Consider the following 15,300-nt stretch of genomic DNA (forward strand, 5'->3'; position numbering starts at 1 on the left):
CCCGCGGCCCGCGCCGTTCTTCGGCCTGCCCGCGCGGCTGGCCGCGAAGGCCGACCCGGCGCTGGTCGACCCCGACGAGCGCCACTTCGCGGCGATCGCCGCGAGCCTCGAGCACTCCGTGGCCGACCTCGCGCAGCGTCTCGACGCGGCCCGGCGCGCGCCGGGCGGGAGCGGCACCGAGGCGCTCGAGCGCGACCAGGAGATCCACCGCCTCAGCAGCCGGTTGCGGCTGCTCCAGCGCTACGGCGTCGACCTGTGCCTGGGTCGCATGACCTTCGCCGACGGCTCCGCCCCGGTGTACGTGGGCCGCGTGGGCCTCACCGACCCGGCGGGGGAGCGCCTGCTCGTCGACTGGCGCTCGCCCGCCGCCGAGCCGTACTTCGCGGCCACGCCCGCGCAGCCGCTCGGCCTCGCGGCGCGGCGCCGGTACCGGTGGGCGCGCGGGCGCGTCACCGACTACTGGGACGAGGAGCTCGTGCCCGACGGCGCGGGGTCGAGCGCGGCGCTCGACGACCAGTCGGCGTTCGTCGCGAGCCTCGGCGCGAGCAGGTCGCCGCGGATGCGCGACGTGCTCGGCACGATCCAGGCCGACCAGGACGCGATCGTGCGCGCGGGCTCGCGCGGCGCGCTCGTCGTCGACGGCGGCCCCGGCACGGGCAAGACGGTCGTGGCGCTGCACCGCGCGGCCTACCTGCTGTACGCCGACCCGCAGGTGGGCGGCGGGCACGGGGGCCGACACGGTGGTGGGCGCGGCGGCGTGCTCGTCGTCGGGCCCAGCCGTCCCTACCTCGCGTACGTGGCCGACGTGCTGCCCGGCCTCGGCGAGGAGGGCGTGCAGACCTGCACGCTGCGCGACCTCGTCCCCGAGGGCGCGACGGCGCGCGCGGAGGCCGACCCCGAGGTGGCCCGGCTCAAGGCGTCCGCCGAGCTCGTCGCCGCGATCGAGCCCGCCGTGCGGTTCTCCGAACGCCCGCCCGACGAGGGCATGGAGGTCGAGACGCCGTGGGCCGACGTCTGGCTCTCCCCGGCCGACTGGGCCGAGGCGTTCGAGTCCGTGGACCCGGGCACCCCACACAACGAGGCGCGCGACGACGTCTGGGCCGCGCTCGTCGAGATCCTCGTGGACAAGGCCTGCGGGGGAGCCGCGGAGGACGGCGTCGACGTCGAGGCCGACGACGTGCGCCGCGCCCTGCGCGGCCACCGCGGGCTCGGTGCCGCGTTCGACCGCGCGTGGCCGCTCGTCGAGCCGACGGACCTCGTGGCCGACCTGTGGTCCGTGCCCGCCTACCTGCGGCTGTGCGCGCCGTCGCTCACGCCCGAGCAGGTGCGCGCGCTCCAGCGCCCGGACGCGCACGCGTGGACGACGGCGGACCTCCCGCTGCTCGACGCCGCGCGCCGTCGGCTCGGCGACCCGGAGGCGTCGCGCCGCCGCCGCCGCAACGAGGCCGCCGTGGCGGCGGAGCGCGCGCGCATGGACGACGTCGTCGACCACCTCGTGGCGACCGACGACAGCGAGCTCGGGGTCATGCAGATGCTCCGCGGCCAGGACCTGCGCGACGCGCTCGTGGACGACGGCGCGCTCGTCGTCGCGACGCCGGACCGCCTCGCGGGGCCCTTCGCGCACGTCGTCGTCGACGAGGCGCAGGAGCTCACCGACGCCGAGTGGCAGATGGTCCTCAGCCGCTGCCCGTCGCGCAGCGTCACGGTCGTCGGGGACCGCGCCCAGGCCCGCCACGGCTTCCCCGAGGGCTGGCGTGAGCGGCTCGCGCGCGTGGGCTTCGCCCGCGTCGAGGAGGCGTCGCTGAGCGTCAACTACCGCACGCCGCGGGAGATCATGGCCGAGGCGGAGCCCGTCGTCCGGGCCGCGATCCCGGACGCGAACGTCCCGACGTCGGTGCGCAGCACGGGCGTGCCCGTCGCCCACGGGGCGGTCGCGGACCTCGACGCGGTCCTCGGCGCGTGGCTCGCCGAGCACGCGGACGGCACGGTGTGCGTCATCGCCGCCACCGAGTCGTCCGGGCCGTCCGGGCCGTCCGGCGAGGAGTCGGACGGCAGGGTCGGTGGCGTCGGTGGCGAGGGCGAGGGGGCCGCGCGGGTGCGGTGGCTCACGCCCGAGACGGCGAAGGGCCTCGAGTTCGACCTCGTGGTGCTCGTCGAGCCGCAGGCGTTCGGCGACGGCGTCGAGGGCGCGGTCGACCGCTACGTCGCGATGACGCGCGCGACGCAGCGGCTCGTCGTCCTGGATCGCTGAGCACCGGGCGTCGAGCACGACCTGGCGGTCGTCGGGCCGCCCGTGGCGACCGCCAGGTCGTGCTCGGCAGGGGGACGGGTCAGGCGACCGGGACGGCCAGGTCCTCGACCACCTCGACGCCGGGCAGGCGGCCCAGCAGGTCGCCGGGGAGCAGCAGCTTCGAGCGCCGCACGCCGCTGCCGATCAGCGCGAGCGCGCCGTCGGTCACGACGCGGGAGTCGACGAGCACGCGCCACCCCTCGGGCAGCCCGACGGGCGTGATGCCGCCGTACTCCATCCCGGACTCGGCCGTCGCGCGGTCGGTCGGCAGGAACGACGCCTTGCGCACGTCGAGCAGCTTGCGGACGCGCGTGTTGACGTCGGCGCGCGTGTGCGCCCGCACGACGGCGGCGGCGACGCGCTCGTCGCCCGCCCGCGTGCCGCCCACGACGACGCAGTTCGCCGACGCCTCGACGGGCAGGTCGAACGCGGCGTTGAGCGTCGCGGTGTCGGCGAGGTCCGGGTCGATCTCCGTCACGGCGACGAGCGTCGCGACGTCCGGGTCGGCGTCGACCCACCGGCGCAGCGCGTCGGCGGTCACGGGGGCGACGAGGTCGAGGTGGTCGAGCGCCGGCTCCCAGGTGAGCGAGCCGAGCGTGGGCAGGGTCGTGCGGGCGTCCATGGCGTCAGCCTGCCACCCCGGCGGGCCGCCGCGCGGGAGAGGCCGGATGCCGAACACACCCCCGGAGCCCCTCGAGCCCGCCGAGCATGCGGTCGCAGCCGTGCCGCCCGCCGGACGGGCGACAGCCGCATGGTCGGCGGGGGGAGGAGGGTCAGGTAGAGGTCGAGGGTTTCGGGCAAGTCTCCAGTGGGGGTCGAAGGTTGGGGTGGGCATCTCGGACGAAGCAGGCGCCTCCGACTTGCGGAGTTGACACCTCGGAGCGGCGGTCGTTCACTGGAAGTGTTCGAACGTTTGTTCGAACACTGGCGGGTGCAGAACGACGCCCCCAGCAGTCGACGCGCGGTGCGCGTCCCGTCCGAGCAGCATCCCGGGAGGCGAGATGACTCTTCTCGCCGACCCCGCCGAACGGGCGGGGGCACCAGGCCCGACGGCTGCGGCCGTCGACAAGGCCGAGCGCGCCCGTGCCGTCCTGCGCCGTGCGGAGGAGCGTACGGGCGTCCGCCGACACCGTCCCGTCGTCGCCCCCCCGGCCCCGGAACCGCTCACCGCCCCGGCGGCACCGGCCGTCGTCCCACGCACCGAGACCGCCCCGCGTGCCGACACCTTCCTGCGCGCCGGCACCGCCCTCCTCACCGAGGTCGCCCCGCTCGTGGACGCCGCCGCCTCCCCGGTCGTGCGGCCCGCCCCCGCGCCGCCCGACCCTCCGACGCGCGCCCGTACCCGCCACGTCCGGACCTCGGGCGCGAGCCGGGACGCGGGCACGGACGAGCGGGTGTGGCCGGTGCACGACGCGCTCGCGCCGCTCCTCCCGCTCGGCGCCCTGCAGCGCGGCACCGTGCTGGCGGTGCGCGGCTCGACGAGCCTCCTGCTCGCGCTCGTCGCGCGGCCGTCACGGGCCGGGGCGTGGACCGCCGCCGTCGGGTTCCCCGCCGTCGGGCTGCTCGCGGCCGCCGACGCCGGCGCCGACCTCGACCGCGTCGTGCTCGTCCCGCGGCCCGGCCCGGACGCGGCGCTCGCGATCTCGGCGCTCGTCGACGGCCTGGACGTCGTGGTCGTCGGGCCCGACGCCGCCCTCACCGACCCCGACCGACGGCGCCTGGCCGCGCGGGCGCGCGAGCGCGGGGCGCTGCTCGTCGCCGCGGGGACGTGGCCGGGCGCGCACGTCGCGCTCACCGTGACGGGCGGCGGCTGGTCCGGGGCGGACCGCGGCGCGGGCTGGCTGCGCCGTCGCACCCTCGTCGTCGAGCGCGCGGGCCGCGGGGGAGCCGCGCGCCCCACGCGCCTCGAGGTCGAGCTCCCGCTCGTCCACGAGGACTGGCCCGCGTTCCTCGCCGAGGACGCCCGGGGCACCCGGCCCGCGGTCGGGACCGGCGCCACCGCGGCCGGGACCGCCGAGACCGCCCACGAGACCGCCCGGGCCGACGACCCCGACCGGCCCTCCCGGCTCCGGCTCGTCGGATGACCACGAGCCCGACCCGCACGGCGGCCCTGTGGGTGCCGGACTGGCCGGTGCTCGCGGCGATGGCGGTGCGCGACGTCCCCGCGCACGTCCCCGCCGCGACGCACGACGGCCGCCGCGTCGTCGCCGTCTCCGCGACCGCGCGCGCCCACGGCGTGCGCCGGGGCATGCGCCGCCGTCGGGCCCGCGAGTGCTGCCCCGAGCTCGAGCTGCTCGACGTGGACGACGCGCGCGACGCCCGCGAGTTCGAGCCCGTCGCGCTCGCGGCCGAGACCGTCGTCGCGGGGCTGGAGATCACCCGGCCCGGCCTGCTGCTCCTGCCCGCCGCCGGGGCGAGCCGGTACCACGGGTCCGACGCCGCGCTCGCGGAGGCGCTCGTCGCGCGCGTCGCCGAGCGCACCGGCCACGAGAGCCAGGTGGGCGTCGCCGACGGCATCCTCGCCGCCGTGCTCGCCGCGCGGGACGCCGCCGTCGTCCCGCCCGGCCGCTCCGCCGCGTTCCTCGCGCCGAGGCCCGCGCGCGACCTCGTGCACGTCACCGCCCGGCCGGACGCCGCCGTCGCGGTCGACGAGCTCGTGGACCTCCTGGGCCGGCTCGGCGTGCGCACCCTCGGGGCGCTCGCGGCCCTGCCGCCCGCGACCGTCGAGGGGCGCTTCGGCGACCTCGGCGCGTGGGCGCACCGGCTCGCGCGCGGCGAGGACCTGCGCCCGCCCGCGCGGCGCCGCGTCGAGCCCGACGTCGCGGTGAGCGCCGAGCTCGACCCGCCCGCCGAGCGCGTCGACGTCGCGACCTTCGCCGCGCGTCGGCTCTCCGAGGACCTGCACGACCAGCTCGTCGCGCGCTCGCTCGTCGCCGGGCGCCTGCGCATCACGGCGCGGACCGTCGAGGGCGACGACCTCGAGCGCACCTGGCGGCTCGACGGGCCGGGCGCGATGAGCCCGGCGCGCCTCACGGACAAGGTCCGGTGGCAGCTCGAGGGCTGGCTCACCACCACGTCCGTCCGCGCCGGGCGCGCGGCCCGGGCCGGTCGCGGAGGAGAGCGGGGCGGCTCGCCCGGCGGGGCCGACGTCGTCCCGGGCGTCGCGCCGCTGGCCCGCCTGTCCCTCACGGCCGAGGAGGTCGTGCCCGCGGGGGCGGAGCAGCCGCGCCTGTGGGGCGCGTCGAGCGGCGAGGACGCGCGGGCCCACCGCGCGCTCGGGCGCGTGCAGGGCATCCTCGGGGGCGACGCCGTCCTGCGCGTCCAGGTCCAGGGCGGCCGCGACGCGACCGACCGCGTGCACCTCGTGCCGTTCGGGGAGGACGTCGTGCGCCCGCGCGACCCGGCCCTGCCGTGGCCCGGCGCGCTGCCGAGCCCCGCCCCCGCGCTCGTGCCCGTCGAGCCGCAGGACGTCGTCGTGCTCGACGACGCCGGGCGGCCCGTCGTCGTCGACGCGCGCCTCGCGATGAGCGGCGAGCCCGCGACCGTGCGGTGGCCGGCCCCCGCGCCGGAGGAGGGCCCGCGCCGTGCGGCGGCGCCCCGGGACGAGACGGCGCTGCCCGGGCCCGGGTCCGCGCGCACCGTCGTGGACTGGGCCGGGCCGTGGCCGCTCGCCGAGCGCTGGTGGACGCCCGCGCCCCGGCGCCGCGTGCACGTGCAGGTCCTGCTCGACGACGGCCGCGGCCTGCTCCTCGCGAGCGCGCGCGGGCGGTGGACCGTGGAGGGCCTGTATGACTGACCGGACCACCGGCCCGCGCTACGCCGAGCTCCACGCGCACTCCGCGTTCAGCTTCCTCGACGGCGCGTCCCACCCCGAGGAGCTCGCCGCCGAGGCCGCACGGCTCGGGCTGTCGGCGCTCGCCGTCACCGACCACGACGGCCTGTACGGCGTCGTGCGCTTCGCCGAGGCCGCGCGCAAGGTCGGTCTCCCCACGGTCTTCGGGTCCGAGCTGCACCTGCCCGCGCCGACCACGACCGGCGCGCCCGTGCTCGACCCGCCCACCGGCGTCCCCGACCCGCGCTCGACCCACCTGCTCGTGCTCGCGCGCGGCACGCAGGGCTACCGCAACCTGTCGCGCGCGATCGCGACCGCGCACCTCGCGACGGGCACCAAGGGCGCCGCCGACTACCGCCTCGAGCAGCTCGCGGCGGAGGCCGCCGGGCAGTGGCTCGTGCTCACCGGGTGCCGCAAGGGCGCGGTGCGGCGCGCGCTCGTCACGTCCGGACGCGCCGCGGCCCGCCGCGAGCTCGACCGTCTCGTCGCCCTCTTCGGCGCCGACAACGTGGCCGTCGAGATCACCACGACCGACGACCCGCGCGACGCCGACCTGCACGCGGCGCTCGCCGACCTCGCCGCCGACGCCCGGCTGCCGCTCGTCGCGACGACCGCCGCGCACTACGCCCACCCGCGCGACGCCGACCTCGCGGGGGCGCTCGCGGCCGTGCGCGCGCGCTCGTCGCTCGACGACCTCGACGGCTGGCTGCCCGGTGCCCCGACGACCCACCTGCGCTCCGCGGCGGAGATGCTCGCGCGCCACCCCCGGCACCCGCAGGCCGTCGCGACGGCGGCGGCGCTGGGGGACGAGTGCGCGTTCGACCTGCACCTCGTCGCACCCGACCTGCCGCCCTACCCGGTGCCGGACGGGCACACCGAGGCGACCTGGCTGCGCGAGCTCGTGCGGCGCGGCGGCGAGGACCGGTACGGGCCGCGCGGCCAGGAGAAGATCACGGGCGCGTGGGCGCAGATCGACCACGAGCTGCGCGTCATCGAGGACCTGCACTTCCCGGGGTACTTCCTCGTGGTCTACGACCTCGTCGAGTTCTGCCGCAGGAACGGGATCCTCGCCCAGGGGCGCGGCTCGGCCGCGAACTCCGCGGTCTGCTACGCGCTCGGCATCACGGCCGTCGACGCGGTGAAGCACGGTCTGCTGTTCGAGCGCTTCCTCGCCCCCGAGCGCGACGGCCCGCCGGACATCGACATCGACATCGAGTCGGCGCGGCGCGAGGAGGTCATCCAGCACGTCTACGCGACGTTCGGGCGCACGCACGCCGCGCAGGTCGCGAACGTCATCTCCTACCGGCCGAAGTCGGCGGTGCGCGACGCGGCCCGGGCGCTGGGGTACGACGTCGGGCAGGCCGACGCGTGGAGCAAGTCGATCGAGCGGTGGGGGTCGCTGCGCGGTCCCGACCCGTCGTCGCCCGCGGCCGACCGGGCGGCGAAGGAGCGGTCGATCGCGGCGAAGACCCCGGGGCCCGCCGGCCCGGCCGCGCCGCGGGTCACGACGCGCACCGCCCGGAAGGACGCCGCGACGTCGCGCCTGTGGGGGAGCCGGGACTGGTCGCCCGACCTCACCGGCCGGGGCGCGCGCGTCGTCGACCCGCTCGCGGTGGACGAGGGCGACGTCCTGCGCGCGGACGACACGCACGACGTCGTGCCTGTGCACCGGCCGCCGTCGGCGGCGCAGGAGGGCGAGATCCCGGACGCGGTGCTCGACCTCGCCGACCGGATGCTGCGCCTCCCGCGGCACCTGGGCATCCACTCGGGCGGCATGGTCATGTGCGACCGCCCCGTCATCGAGGTGTGCCCCGTGGAGTGGGCGCGCATGGAGGGCCGCACCGTCCTGCAGTGGGACAAGGAGGACTGCGCGGACGCGGGGCTCGTGAAGTTCGACCTCCTCGGCCTCGGGATGCTCACGGCGCTGCGCATCGGGTTCGACCTCGTGGAACGGCACGAGGGCGGGCCGCGCCTCGCGCTGCACACGCTGCCCGAGGACGACCCGGCGGTTTACGACCTGCTGTGCGCGGCCGACACCGTCGGCGTGTTCCAGGTCGAGTCGCGCGCGCAGATGGCGACGCTCCCGCGCCTGCGACCCCGGACGTTCTACGACATCGTCATCGAGGTCGCGCTCATCCGCCCGGGTCCCATCCAGGGCGGCTCCGTGCACCCGTACATCAACCGGGCGCGAGGCCGGGAGGAGGTGACGTTCCTGCACCCGCTGCTGGAGAAGTCGCTCGGCAAGACGCTCGGCGTGCCGCTGTTCCAGGAGCAGCTCATGCAGATGGCGATCGACGTCGCGGGCTTCTCCCCGAAGGAGTCCGACCAGCTCCGGCGCGCGATGGGGTCCAAGCGGTCGGTCGAGCGCATGGAGGAGCTGCGGGGGCGGCTCATGGACGGGATGCGGGAGAAGGGCGTCACCGACCCGGCCGTGCGCGAGGAGATCTACGACAAGCTCAAGGCGTTCGCCGACTTCGGGTTCCCCGAGTCGCACGCGTACTCGTTCGCGTTCCTCGTCTACGCGAGCTCGTGGCTCAAGGTGCACCACCCCGCGGCGTTCTACGCGGGGCTGCTCGCGGCGCAGCCCATGGGGTTCTACTCGCCGCAGTCTCTCGTGGCGGACGCGCGCCGCCACGGCGTCACCGTGCTGCGCCCCGCCGTCAACGCGTCCGACGTCGAGGCGACGGTCGAGCGGCTGCCCGCCGACCATGCGGCTGCGCCCGCCGAGCATGCGGGTACGGACCGTCCTGGCGCCCGGACGGGCGGCAGCCGCATGCTCGGCGGGAAGGTAGGGGTCGATACCCGCTACGGGCCGGAGCCCGACCTCGGGCTCGCGGTGCGGCTCGGGCTCGCGAGCGTGCGCGGGCTCGGGAAGGACGCGGCCGAGCGCGTCGTCGCGGCGCGCGGGGCACCGGGGGAGGGGCGGGCCTTCAGCGACCTGCGCGACCTCGTGCGGCGCGTCGACCTCACGACCGCCCAGCTCGAGGGGCTCGCGACCGCCGGCGCGACCGACGGCCTCGGCGTGACGCGACGCGAGGCGCTGTGGGCGGCCGGCGCGCTCGCGCAGGAGGGTCCGGGGACGCTGCCGGGCGTGAGCGTCGGCGTCGAGGCGCCGGCGCTGCCCGGCATGACCGACGTCGAGACCGCCGTCGCCGACGTCTGGGCCACGGGCGTGTCGACCGACTCCTACCCGACGCAGTACGTCCGCGACGGCCTCGCCGCGGCCGGGGTGCTCACCGTCGTCGGTGCCGTGGCGGTGTCGCGCGAGATCGAGGAGGTCGACGCGGCGGAGCGCGCGGCGGGCGAGGTGCCGGGCACGCGCCCGCACCCGCCGTCGCGCGTCGCCGTGGGCGGCGTCGTCACGCACCGGCAACGGCCCGGGACCGCCGGAGGCGTGACGTTCCTGTCGCTCGAGGACGAGACGGGCATCCTCAACGTCGTGTGCTCGCCCGGGCTGTGGCAGCGGTTCCGGAAGGTCGCGCGCGGGTCCGCGGCGCTCGTCGTGCGCGGGCGGCTCGAGCGGGCCGACGGCGCCACGAACCTCGTCGCGGAGCACCTCGCGCCGCTCTCGCTCCAGGTCGGCACGACCTCGCGCGACTTCCGCTGAGGCGGGAGGCGGGGACCGCGGCGCCGCGGGCGGCGTGGTAGGAACGGACCGGGTGCCGTACGTCCGCCGACGTCGCGGCCCCGGACCGTCTCGCCGACGAGAGGAAGCCCGTGATGCCGCCCCGTCTCACCGCCCGCACGATGCTCTGGACCGGGCTCGGCCTGACCGTCGGGAGCGCGCTCGTCCAGAACGTCGGCCTCATGAACCTCGCCTATCCGTTGGCGGGCACCTGGTTCGTGGGCGTGCTGCTCACCGTGCTGCAGGTCGCGTTCACCGGGGGCGTCGTGCTCGCCGCGGGGTCGTTCGTCGTGCGCGCGCTCCAGCCCGACGACGTCACCCCGCCCGGGCGGTCGCCCGCCGCGTCGCCGTGGGAGGACCGGGACAACCGGCTGTCCTGACCCGGGGCGCTCGCGGGTCGGCGCGGCCTACGGGCCGACCGGCACCGCGACGCACACCTCGAACGTGTCCCGTGCGCGGCGCAGCAGGTACCGCACCTCCTGCGCCTCCTGCTCGTTCGCGTACTCGTCGCGGTAGCTCCAGCGCGCGTGCGCCCAGACGAGCGCGTCGCCGACCTCCTCGACCCCGACGAGGTGCGCGACCACGCCGACGAGCCCGCGCTCGCGGAACCCCCGGGCGAGCTCGGCCGTCGACGCGCGCACGTCCTCGGGGTCGCCGAGGAGCACCGAGCCCGTCGTGCCGACGACGAGCGCCGGGAAGGCGTAGCTCTCGCCGATCGTGTCGAGGTCGCCCGTCGAGAGCGCGACGCCGTAGGTCGTGAGGAACGTGCGGACGTCGTCGGCGTCGAAGGACTCGGTGGAGGGCTCCATGGTCCCGTTCTACCCCGTCCGCCGCGCCCCGGCGCGGGCGGCGGGAGCTCCGGGGCCCGGGCTCAGGGCCGCAGGGCCGCCCCGACCTGCTCGAGGAGCGCGAGGTCGGCGAGGATCGTCGCGTGCTCGGCGGCGACCCGGCCCGCGTCGTCGGTGACCCGGCCCGCGTCGTCGGCGGGGTCCGCCGTCGTGCGCGCCGCGGCGGACGCGGTCGTGGCGGCACCGGGTGCGAGGACCGCGAGCCCGTGCTCGACCACCGGGGCGAGGTAGTCGGCGTCGAGCACGACCTCGGTGCGCTCGACGCTGCGGGGCGTGCGCACCGCGACCGCGAACCCCGCGGTGGGGTGGGCGCCCGGGTCCAGGAGGAGCAGGCGGACGTCGACACCGCCCAGCCGCGTCGTGGCGACGATCCCGTCCGCCGAGCGGGTCACGACGGGCGGCGACCACGCCGCCCCGGGCGGCGCACCGACGACGGCGCGCGCCGCCTCGACGACGTGGATGCCGAGGAAGAACAGCCCGTCGCGCTCGTCGTGCGGGTCCGCCGGGCCGGACACCTCGACGGCGGGTCCGGGCGGCGACGCCGCTGGCCCGGGTGGCGACGCCGGTGCCGCGGCGACGAGCGGCGCGACGGAAGCTCCGTCGGCGGTCGCGAGGGCGGCGCGCGCCGCAGCGACCTCGGGCGCGAACCGCAGCGCGGACGCCGTCGTCACGGCCGTGCCGTGCGCGCGCGCCACGTCGAGCGTCGCCCGCGCGTCGGCCACCGACGCGGCGAACGGCTTGTCCACGAGCACCGGGACGCCCGCCGCGAGGAGCGCACGCGTCGCGGCGCCGTGCCGCCGCCCCGCGCGGTGGGCGACGATCGCGGCGTCGACGTGCCCGACGACGTCGGTCACGGTGGCGTCGCCCGCGTCCAGGAGCAGCCCGCCGGCCGCGGCGAGCTCCGCCCGGCGGCCGGGCTCCCCGTCGACGAGCGCCACGAGCCGCACGCCCGGCCAGCGCCGCTCGGCGGCCACGAGCCGCACATAGTGGTCGGCGTGGGACGAGTCGAGACCGACGAGGGCGAGGCGCAGCACGCGGTCGATCGTCGCACGGACGGCCGGGACACCCGGTCGTCACCACGCCTGGGCGAGCAGCACCGCGAAGAGCTCGTCCGCGTCCGTCTCGAGCCCGCGCCCGGCGAACCACGCGGCCATCGTGCGGCAGTCGCGCAGCAGGAGCTCGGTGCCGAACGGGTTCGCCACGAGGTCCACGACCTGCGGCAGGTCGATGACGACGATCCGCTCGCCGTCCGCCAGGACGTTGTACGGCGACAGGTCGCCGTGCGCGTAGCCGAGCCGGGCGAGCACGGCCATGGCGTCGCGGACCTGGTCCCACCACGACGCGAGGAGGTCGCGGTCGGGCCGCGTGCGTGCGAGCCGGGGCGCGGCCTCGTGCGACACGCCGTCGGACGTGCCGACGAACTCCATGAGGATCTCGTCGCCGTCGATCTGGACGGGGTACGGGACGGGCGCACCGGCCGACCACAGCTCGCACAGCGCGGCGAACTCCGCCGCGGCCCACTGCCCGGCCGCGACCTGGCGGCCGTAGCGCGACTTGCGGTCGAGGGCGCGACGGTCGCGCGTCCGGCGCACGCGGCGGTCCTCGGTGTAGACGGTGTCGCGCCGGAACGAGCGGTGGTCGAGGTCGCGGTAGCGCTTCGCGGCGAGCAGGCTGCGGCGCGCGGGGTCGCCGGGGACGGCCCGCTCCAGGAGGAAGACGTCCGCCTCCTTGCCGGTCTTGAGCAGGCCGAGCTCGGTGTCGAGGGCCGCGTCGGCCGTCACCACCCAGTCGGGGCGCGGCTCCGGCCCGCGCTGTCCCTTCTCGACGGCGGACCACGTGGACCAGCGCTGGTCGTCGCCGAGCGCCGCGTCGAGGACACCGGCCTCGGCCTCGGCGTCGGCCAGGTCGGCGAGGCGCCGCAGACGGCGCGGCGGGGGAGTGCGGGGGTCGCGCGCCAGGGCGGGCGGGAGGGAGAGGTCGGGGTACGGCAGGTCGTGCTCGGGCACGGGGGGCTCCTCGGGGGAGGGGAGCGCGCGTCGCCGCGGCCGCCGGGCGGCGGTCGGGGACGGTCGTCGCGAGCGGTCGTGGACCGGTCAGCGGCGGTGGGTGCTCCCGGGGGTGGTGGACACGCGAGCGGGGGTCGTCCAGCTCATGGCGTTCCTCCTCTCCTCCGGTGCCCGACGACGCGGGCGACGTGCTGCGACCGTCTCATCGCCGCGCGGCCCGGCGCAACGGAATTACGGCGGATACGATCGCGCCCATGACGGCGCCGTCGACGAGGGCTGCGGGACTGACGTCACGAGACGTCGCGGAGCGCGTCGCCGACGGCAGGGTCAACCGGTTGCCGCCCCGTTCGGGGCGGACGACCTGGGACATCGTCCGGGCCAACACCGCGACCCGGATCAACGCCCTGCTCGGGGTGCTCCTCGTCCTGGCGCTGAGCACGGGCTCGCTCATCAACAGCCTCTTCGGTCTCGCGATCCTCGCCAACGCCGGCATCGGGATCGTCCAGGAGCTGCGCGCGAAGCGCACCCTGGACGCGCTGGCGATCGTGGGGCGGGCGCCGGTGCGCGTGCGCCGCGACGGGGCGGTGACGGAGGTCGACCAGGCGGACGTCGTCGTCGACGACGTCGTCGAGCTCGGCGCCGGGGACCAGGTCGTGGTCGACGGCCCGGTGGTCGAGTCCGCCTCGCTCGAGGTCGACGAGTCCCTCCTCACGGGCGAGGCCGATCCCGTCGTGAAGAGGCCCGGGGACCGGCTCCTGTCCGGGAGCTTCGTGGTGGCCGGCTCGGGCGCCTACCGGGCGACGGACGTCGGCCCGGCCGCGTACGCCGCGCGGCTCGCGCACGAGGCGAGCGCGTTCACGCTCGTGCGCTCGGAGCTGCGGTCCGGCATCGACTCGATCCTGCGGGTCATCACGTGGCTGCTGGTGCCCGCGGGCGTCCTCACGGTGGTGAACCAGCTCGTCATCTCGCGGCAGGGGTTCCGGCAGTCCGTGCTCGGCATGGTCGCGGCCCTCGTGCCCATGGTCCCCGAGGGCCTGGTGCTACTGACCTCCGTCGCCTTCGCGATCGGCGTGGTCCGGCTCGGCCGACGGCGGTGCCTCGTGCAGGAGCTGCCGGCCATCGAGGGGCTGGCGCGCGTGGACGTGGTGTGCGCGGACAAGACGGGCACGCTCACGGAGAACGGGATGCGCCTCGCCCGGGTGGACGTGCTCGACGGCCCCCGGGACGAGGTGGAGCGCGCCCTGGCGGCGCTCGCCGCCCTCGACCCGCGGCCCAACGCGTCCGTCGCCGCGGTCACGGAGGCGTTCCCGGACGCACCGGGCTGGCGGGCGACCGCCGTCGTCCCGTTCTCGTCGGCCACGAAGTGGTCCGGCATGTCCTTCGCGGACGCCGACGGCCCGCGGGGGAGCTGGGTGCTCGGCGCCGCGGACGTGCTGCTGGACCCCCGGTCCGCCGTGGCGCAGCAGGCGACGGCCCTCGGCGCCGACGGCCTGCGGGTGCTGCTCCTCGCGTCGACCGACGTCCCGGTCGACGCCGCCGCCCCGGACGGAGGCGCCCCGGGGCACCTCGCCCCGCGGGCGCTCGTCGCGCTCGAGCAGCGGGTGCGCGCGGACGCCCGGCAGACCCTGGACTACTTCGACGCCCAGGGCGTCACGGTGAAGGTCGTCTCGGGCGACAACCCGGTGTCCGTCGCCGCGGTCGCGCGGTCCCTCGGCCTGGGCGGTCCCGAGACGTCGGTCGACGCCCGCACCCTGCCCGCCGACCGGGAGGAGCTCGCAACGGTCGTCGAGGGCGCCACGACGTTCGGCCGGGTGCGACCGGACCAGAAGAGGGCCGTCGTCGGGGCGCTGCAGGCGCGCGGGCACACCGTCGCCATGACGGGGGACGGCGTGAACGACGTGCTGGCCCTCAAGGACGCGGACATCGGCGTGGCGATGGGGTCCGGGAGCCCGGCCGCGCGGTCCGTGGCGCAGATCGTGCTGCTGGACGACCGCTTCGCGACGCTGCCGTCCGTCGTCGGGGAAGGGCGCCGGGTGATCGGGAACATCGAACGGGTCGCGCACCTCTTCCTCACCAAGACCGTGTACGCGGTGGTGCTCGCCGTCCTCGTCGGCCTCGCCGGGGTCGGCGCCTGGCTCCTCGGGGCTGCGCCCGTCTCCTACCCGTTCCTGCCGATCCACGTGACCGTCGCGGCGTGGTTCACCATCGGGGTCCCCGCGTTCGTCATGTCCCTGGCGCCGAACGACGAGCGGGCGCGCCCGGGCTTCGTGCCGAGGGTGCTCCGGCTCGCGGTGCCCGCGGGCGTCTCGATCGGCGTCATGACCTTCCTGTGCTACCTCGTGGTCGACCCGGGCGCGGGCGGGGCGTCGCTGGGCGGCCCGGCGGACACGCTCGCCCCGGCGGAGGTCCGCGCGTCCACCGCTGCGCTCGTCACCCTGCTCGTGGGCGCCCTGTGGGTGCTCGCCGTCGTGGCGCGTCCGTACACGGCGTGGAAGGTCGTCCTGGTCGGCTTCTGCGCGGTGTTCTACGTGGCGCTCTTCAGCGTCCCCGCGGCGCGGGAGCTCCTGTCGCTCGACGTCTCCGACCCCGCGACGCTCGGCGTCGGCCTGGCGTGCGGCGCGCTCGCGATCCTCCTCACCGAGGCGCTGCGGTGGTCGACGGCGCGCGTCCCCCGCGCCCGCGCCGCCGGCTGAGGACGG

General features: G+C 77.2%; 10 protein-coding genes. 6 read left to right on the forward strand and 4 right to left on the reverse strand.

Annotated features, from left to right (window positions below; all coding sequences use genetic code 11):
- Nucleotides 1-25: 25 nt before the first annotated feature.
- Entirely contained in the window at nucleotides 26-2,251 is a 2,226-nt protein-coding gene (helR, locus tag ACI769_RS12110) for an RNA polymerase recycling motor ATPase HelR (protein ID WP_409141714.1), read from the forward strand.
- Between the two features lie 79 nt (nucleotides 2,252-2,330).
- On the opposite strand, the gene ACI769_RS12115 is transcribed toward helR, so the two are convergent.
- Nucleotides 2,331-2,912 (reverse strand): YbaK/EbsC family protein, encoded by a 582-nt coding sequence (locus tag ACI769_RS12115; protein WP_409141639.1) that lies wholly within the window; start codon nucleotides 2,910-2,912, stop codon nucleotides 2,331-2,333.
- Nucleotides 2,913-3,291: 379 nt separating this feature from the next.
- On the opposite strand from ACI769_RS12115, the gene ACI769_RS12120 reads away from it, so the two are divergent.
- The 4 genes from ACI769_RS12120 to ACI769_RS12135 all read left to right on the forward strand — a co-directional run bounded on the left by ACI769_RS12120 (nucleotide 3,292) and on the right by ACI769_RS12135 (nucleotide 10,127).
- A complete protein-coding gene (locus tag ACI769_RS12120) occupies nucleotides 3,292-4,374 on the forward strand; it encodes a hypothetical protein (protein ID WP_409141640.1) in 1,083 nt (360 codons plus the stop codon).
- Entirely contained in the window at nucleotides 4,371-6,086 is a 1,716-nt protein-coding gene (locus ACI769_RS12125; protein WP_137280621.1) for a DNA polymerase Y family protein, read from the forward strand. The genes ACI769_RS12120 and ACI769_RS12125 overlap by 4 nt, the downstream gene beginning before the upstream one ends.
- On the forward strand, nucleotides 6,079-9,729 hold the full coding sequence (locus tag ACI769_RS12130) for an error-prone DNA polymerase (protein ID WP_409141641.1): 3,651 nt from the start codon (nucleotides 6,079-6,081) through the stop codon (nucleotides 9,727-9,729). Before ACI769_RS12125 ends, ACI769_RS12130 begins: the two co-directional genes overlap by 8 nt.
- Nucleotides 9,730-9,842: 113 nt before the next feature.
- Nucleotides 9,843-10,127, forward strand: coding sequence for a hypothetical protein (locus ACI769_RS12135; protein ID WP_395412897.1), 285 nt, complete (start codon nucleotides 9,843-9,845; stop codon nucleotides 10,125-10,127).
- A gap of 27 nt (nucleotides 10,128-10,154) precedes the next feature.
- On the opposite strand, the gene ACI769_RS12140 is transcribed toward ACI769_RS12135, so the two are convergent.
- The 3 genes from ACI769_RS12140 to ACI769_RS12150 form a co-directional block, all read right to left on the reverse strand.
- Nucleotides 10,155-10,556: a hypothetical protein gene (locus tag ACI769_RS12140; RefSeq protein WP_034653570.1), complete on the reverse strand. Its 402-nt coding sequence runs from the start codon at nucleotides 10,554-10,556 to the stop codon at nucleotides 10,155-10,157.
- Between the two features lie 62 nt (nucleotides 10,557-10,618).
- Complete coding sequence (locus ACI769_RS12145; RefSeq protein WP_409141642.1) at nucleotides 10,619-11,629, reverse strand: Gfo/Idh/MocA family oxidoreductase; 1,011 nt, start codon at nucleotides 11,627-11,629, stop codon at nucleotides 10,619-10,621.
- A gap of 39 nt (nucleotides 11,630-11,668) precedes the next feature.
- Complete coding sequence (locus tag ACI769_RS12150) at nucleotides 11,669-12,499, reverse strand: serine protein kinase RIO (protein WP_061267434.1); 831 nt, start codon at nucleotides 12,497-12,499, stop codon at nucleotides 11,669-11,671.
- A 356-nt stretch (nucleotides 12,500-12,855) separates the two neighbouring features.
- Between ACI769_RS12150 and ACI769_RS12155 the strand changes: the two genes are divergently transcribed.
- Nucleotides 12,856-15,294, forward strand: coding sequence for an HAD-IC family P-type ATPase (locus tag ACI769_RS12155; RefSeq protein ID WP_409141643.1), 2,439 nt, complete (start codon nucleotides 12,856-12,858; stop codon nucleotides 15,292-15,294).
- Nucleotides 15,295-15,300: the final 6 nt, after the last annotated feature.

The sequence above is a fragment of the Cellulosimicrobium sp. RS genome, assembly GCF_046159675.1.
In the GTDB taxonomy this organism is placed as follows: Bacteria; Actinomycetota; Actinomycetes; order Actinomycetales; family Cellulomonadaceae; genus Cellulosimicrobium; species Cellulosimicrobium funkei.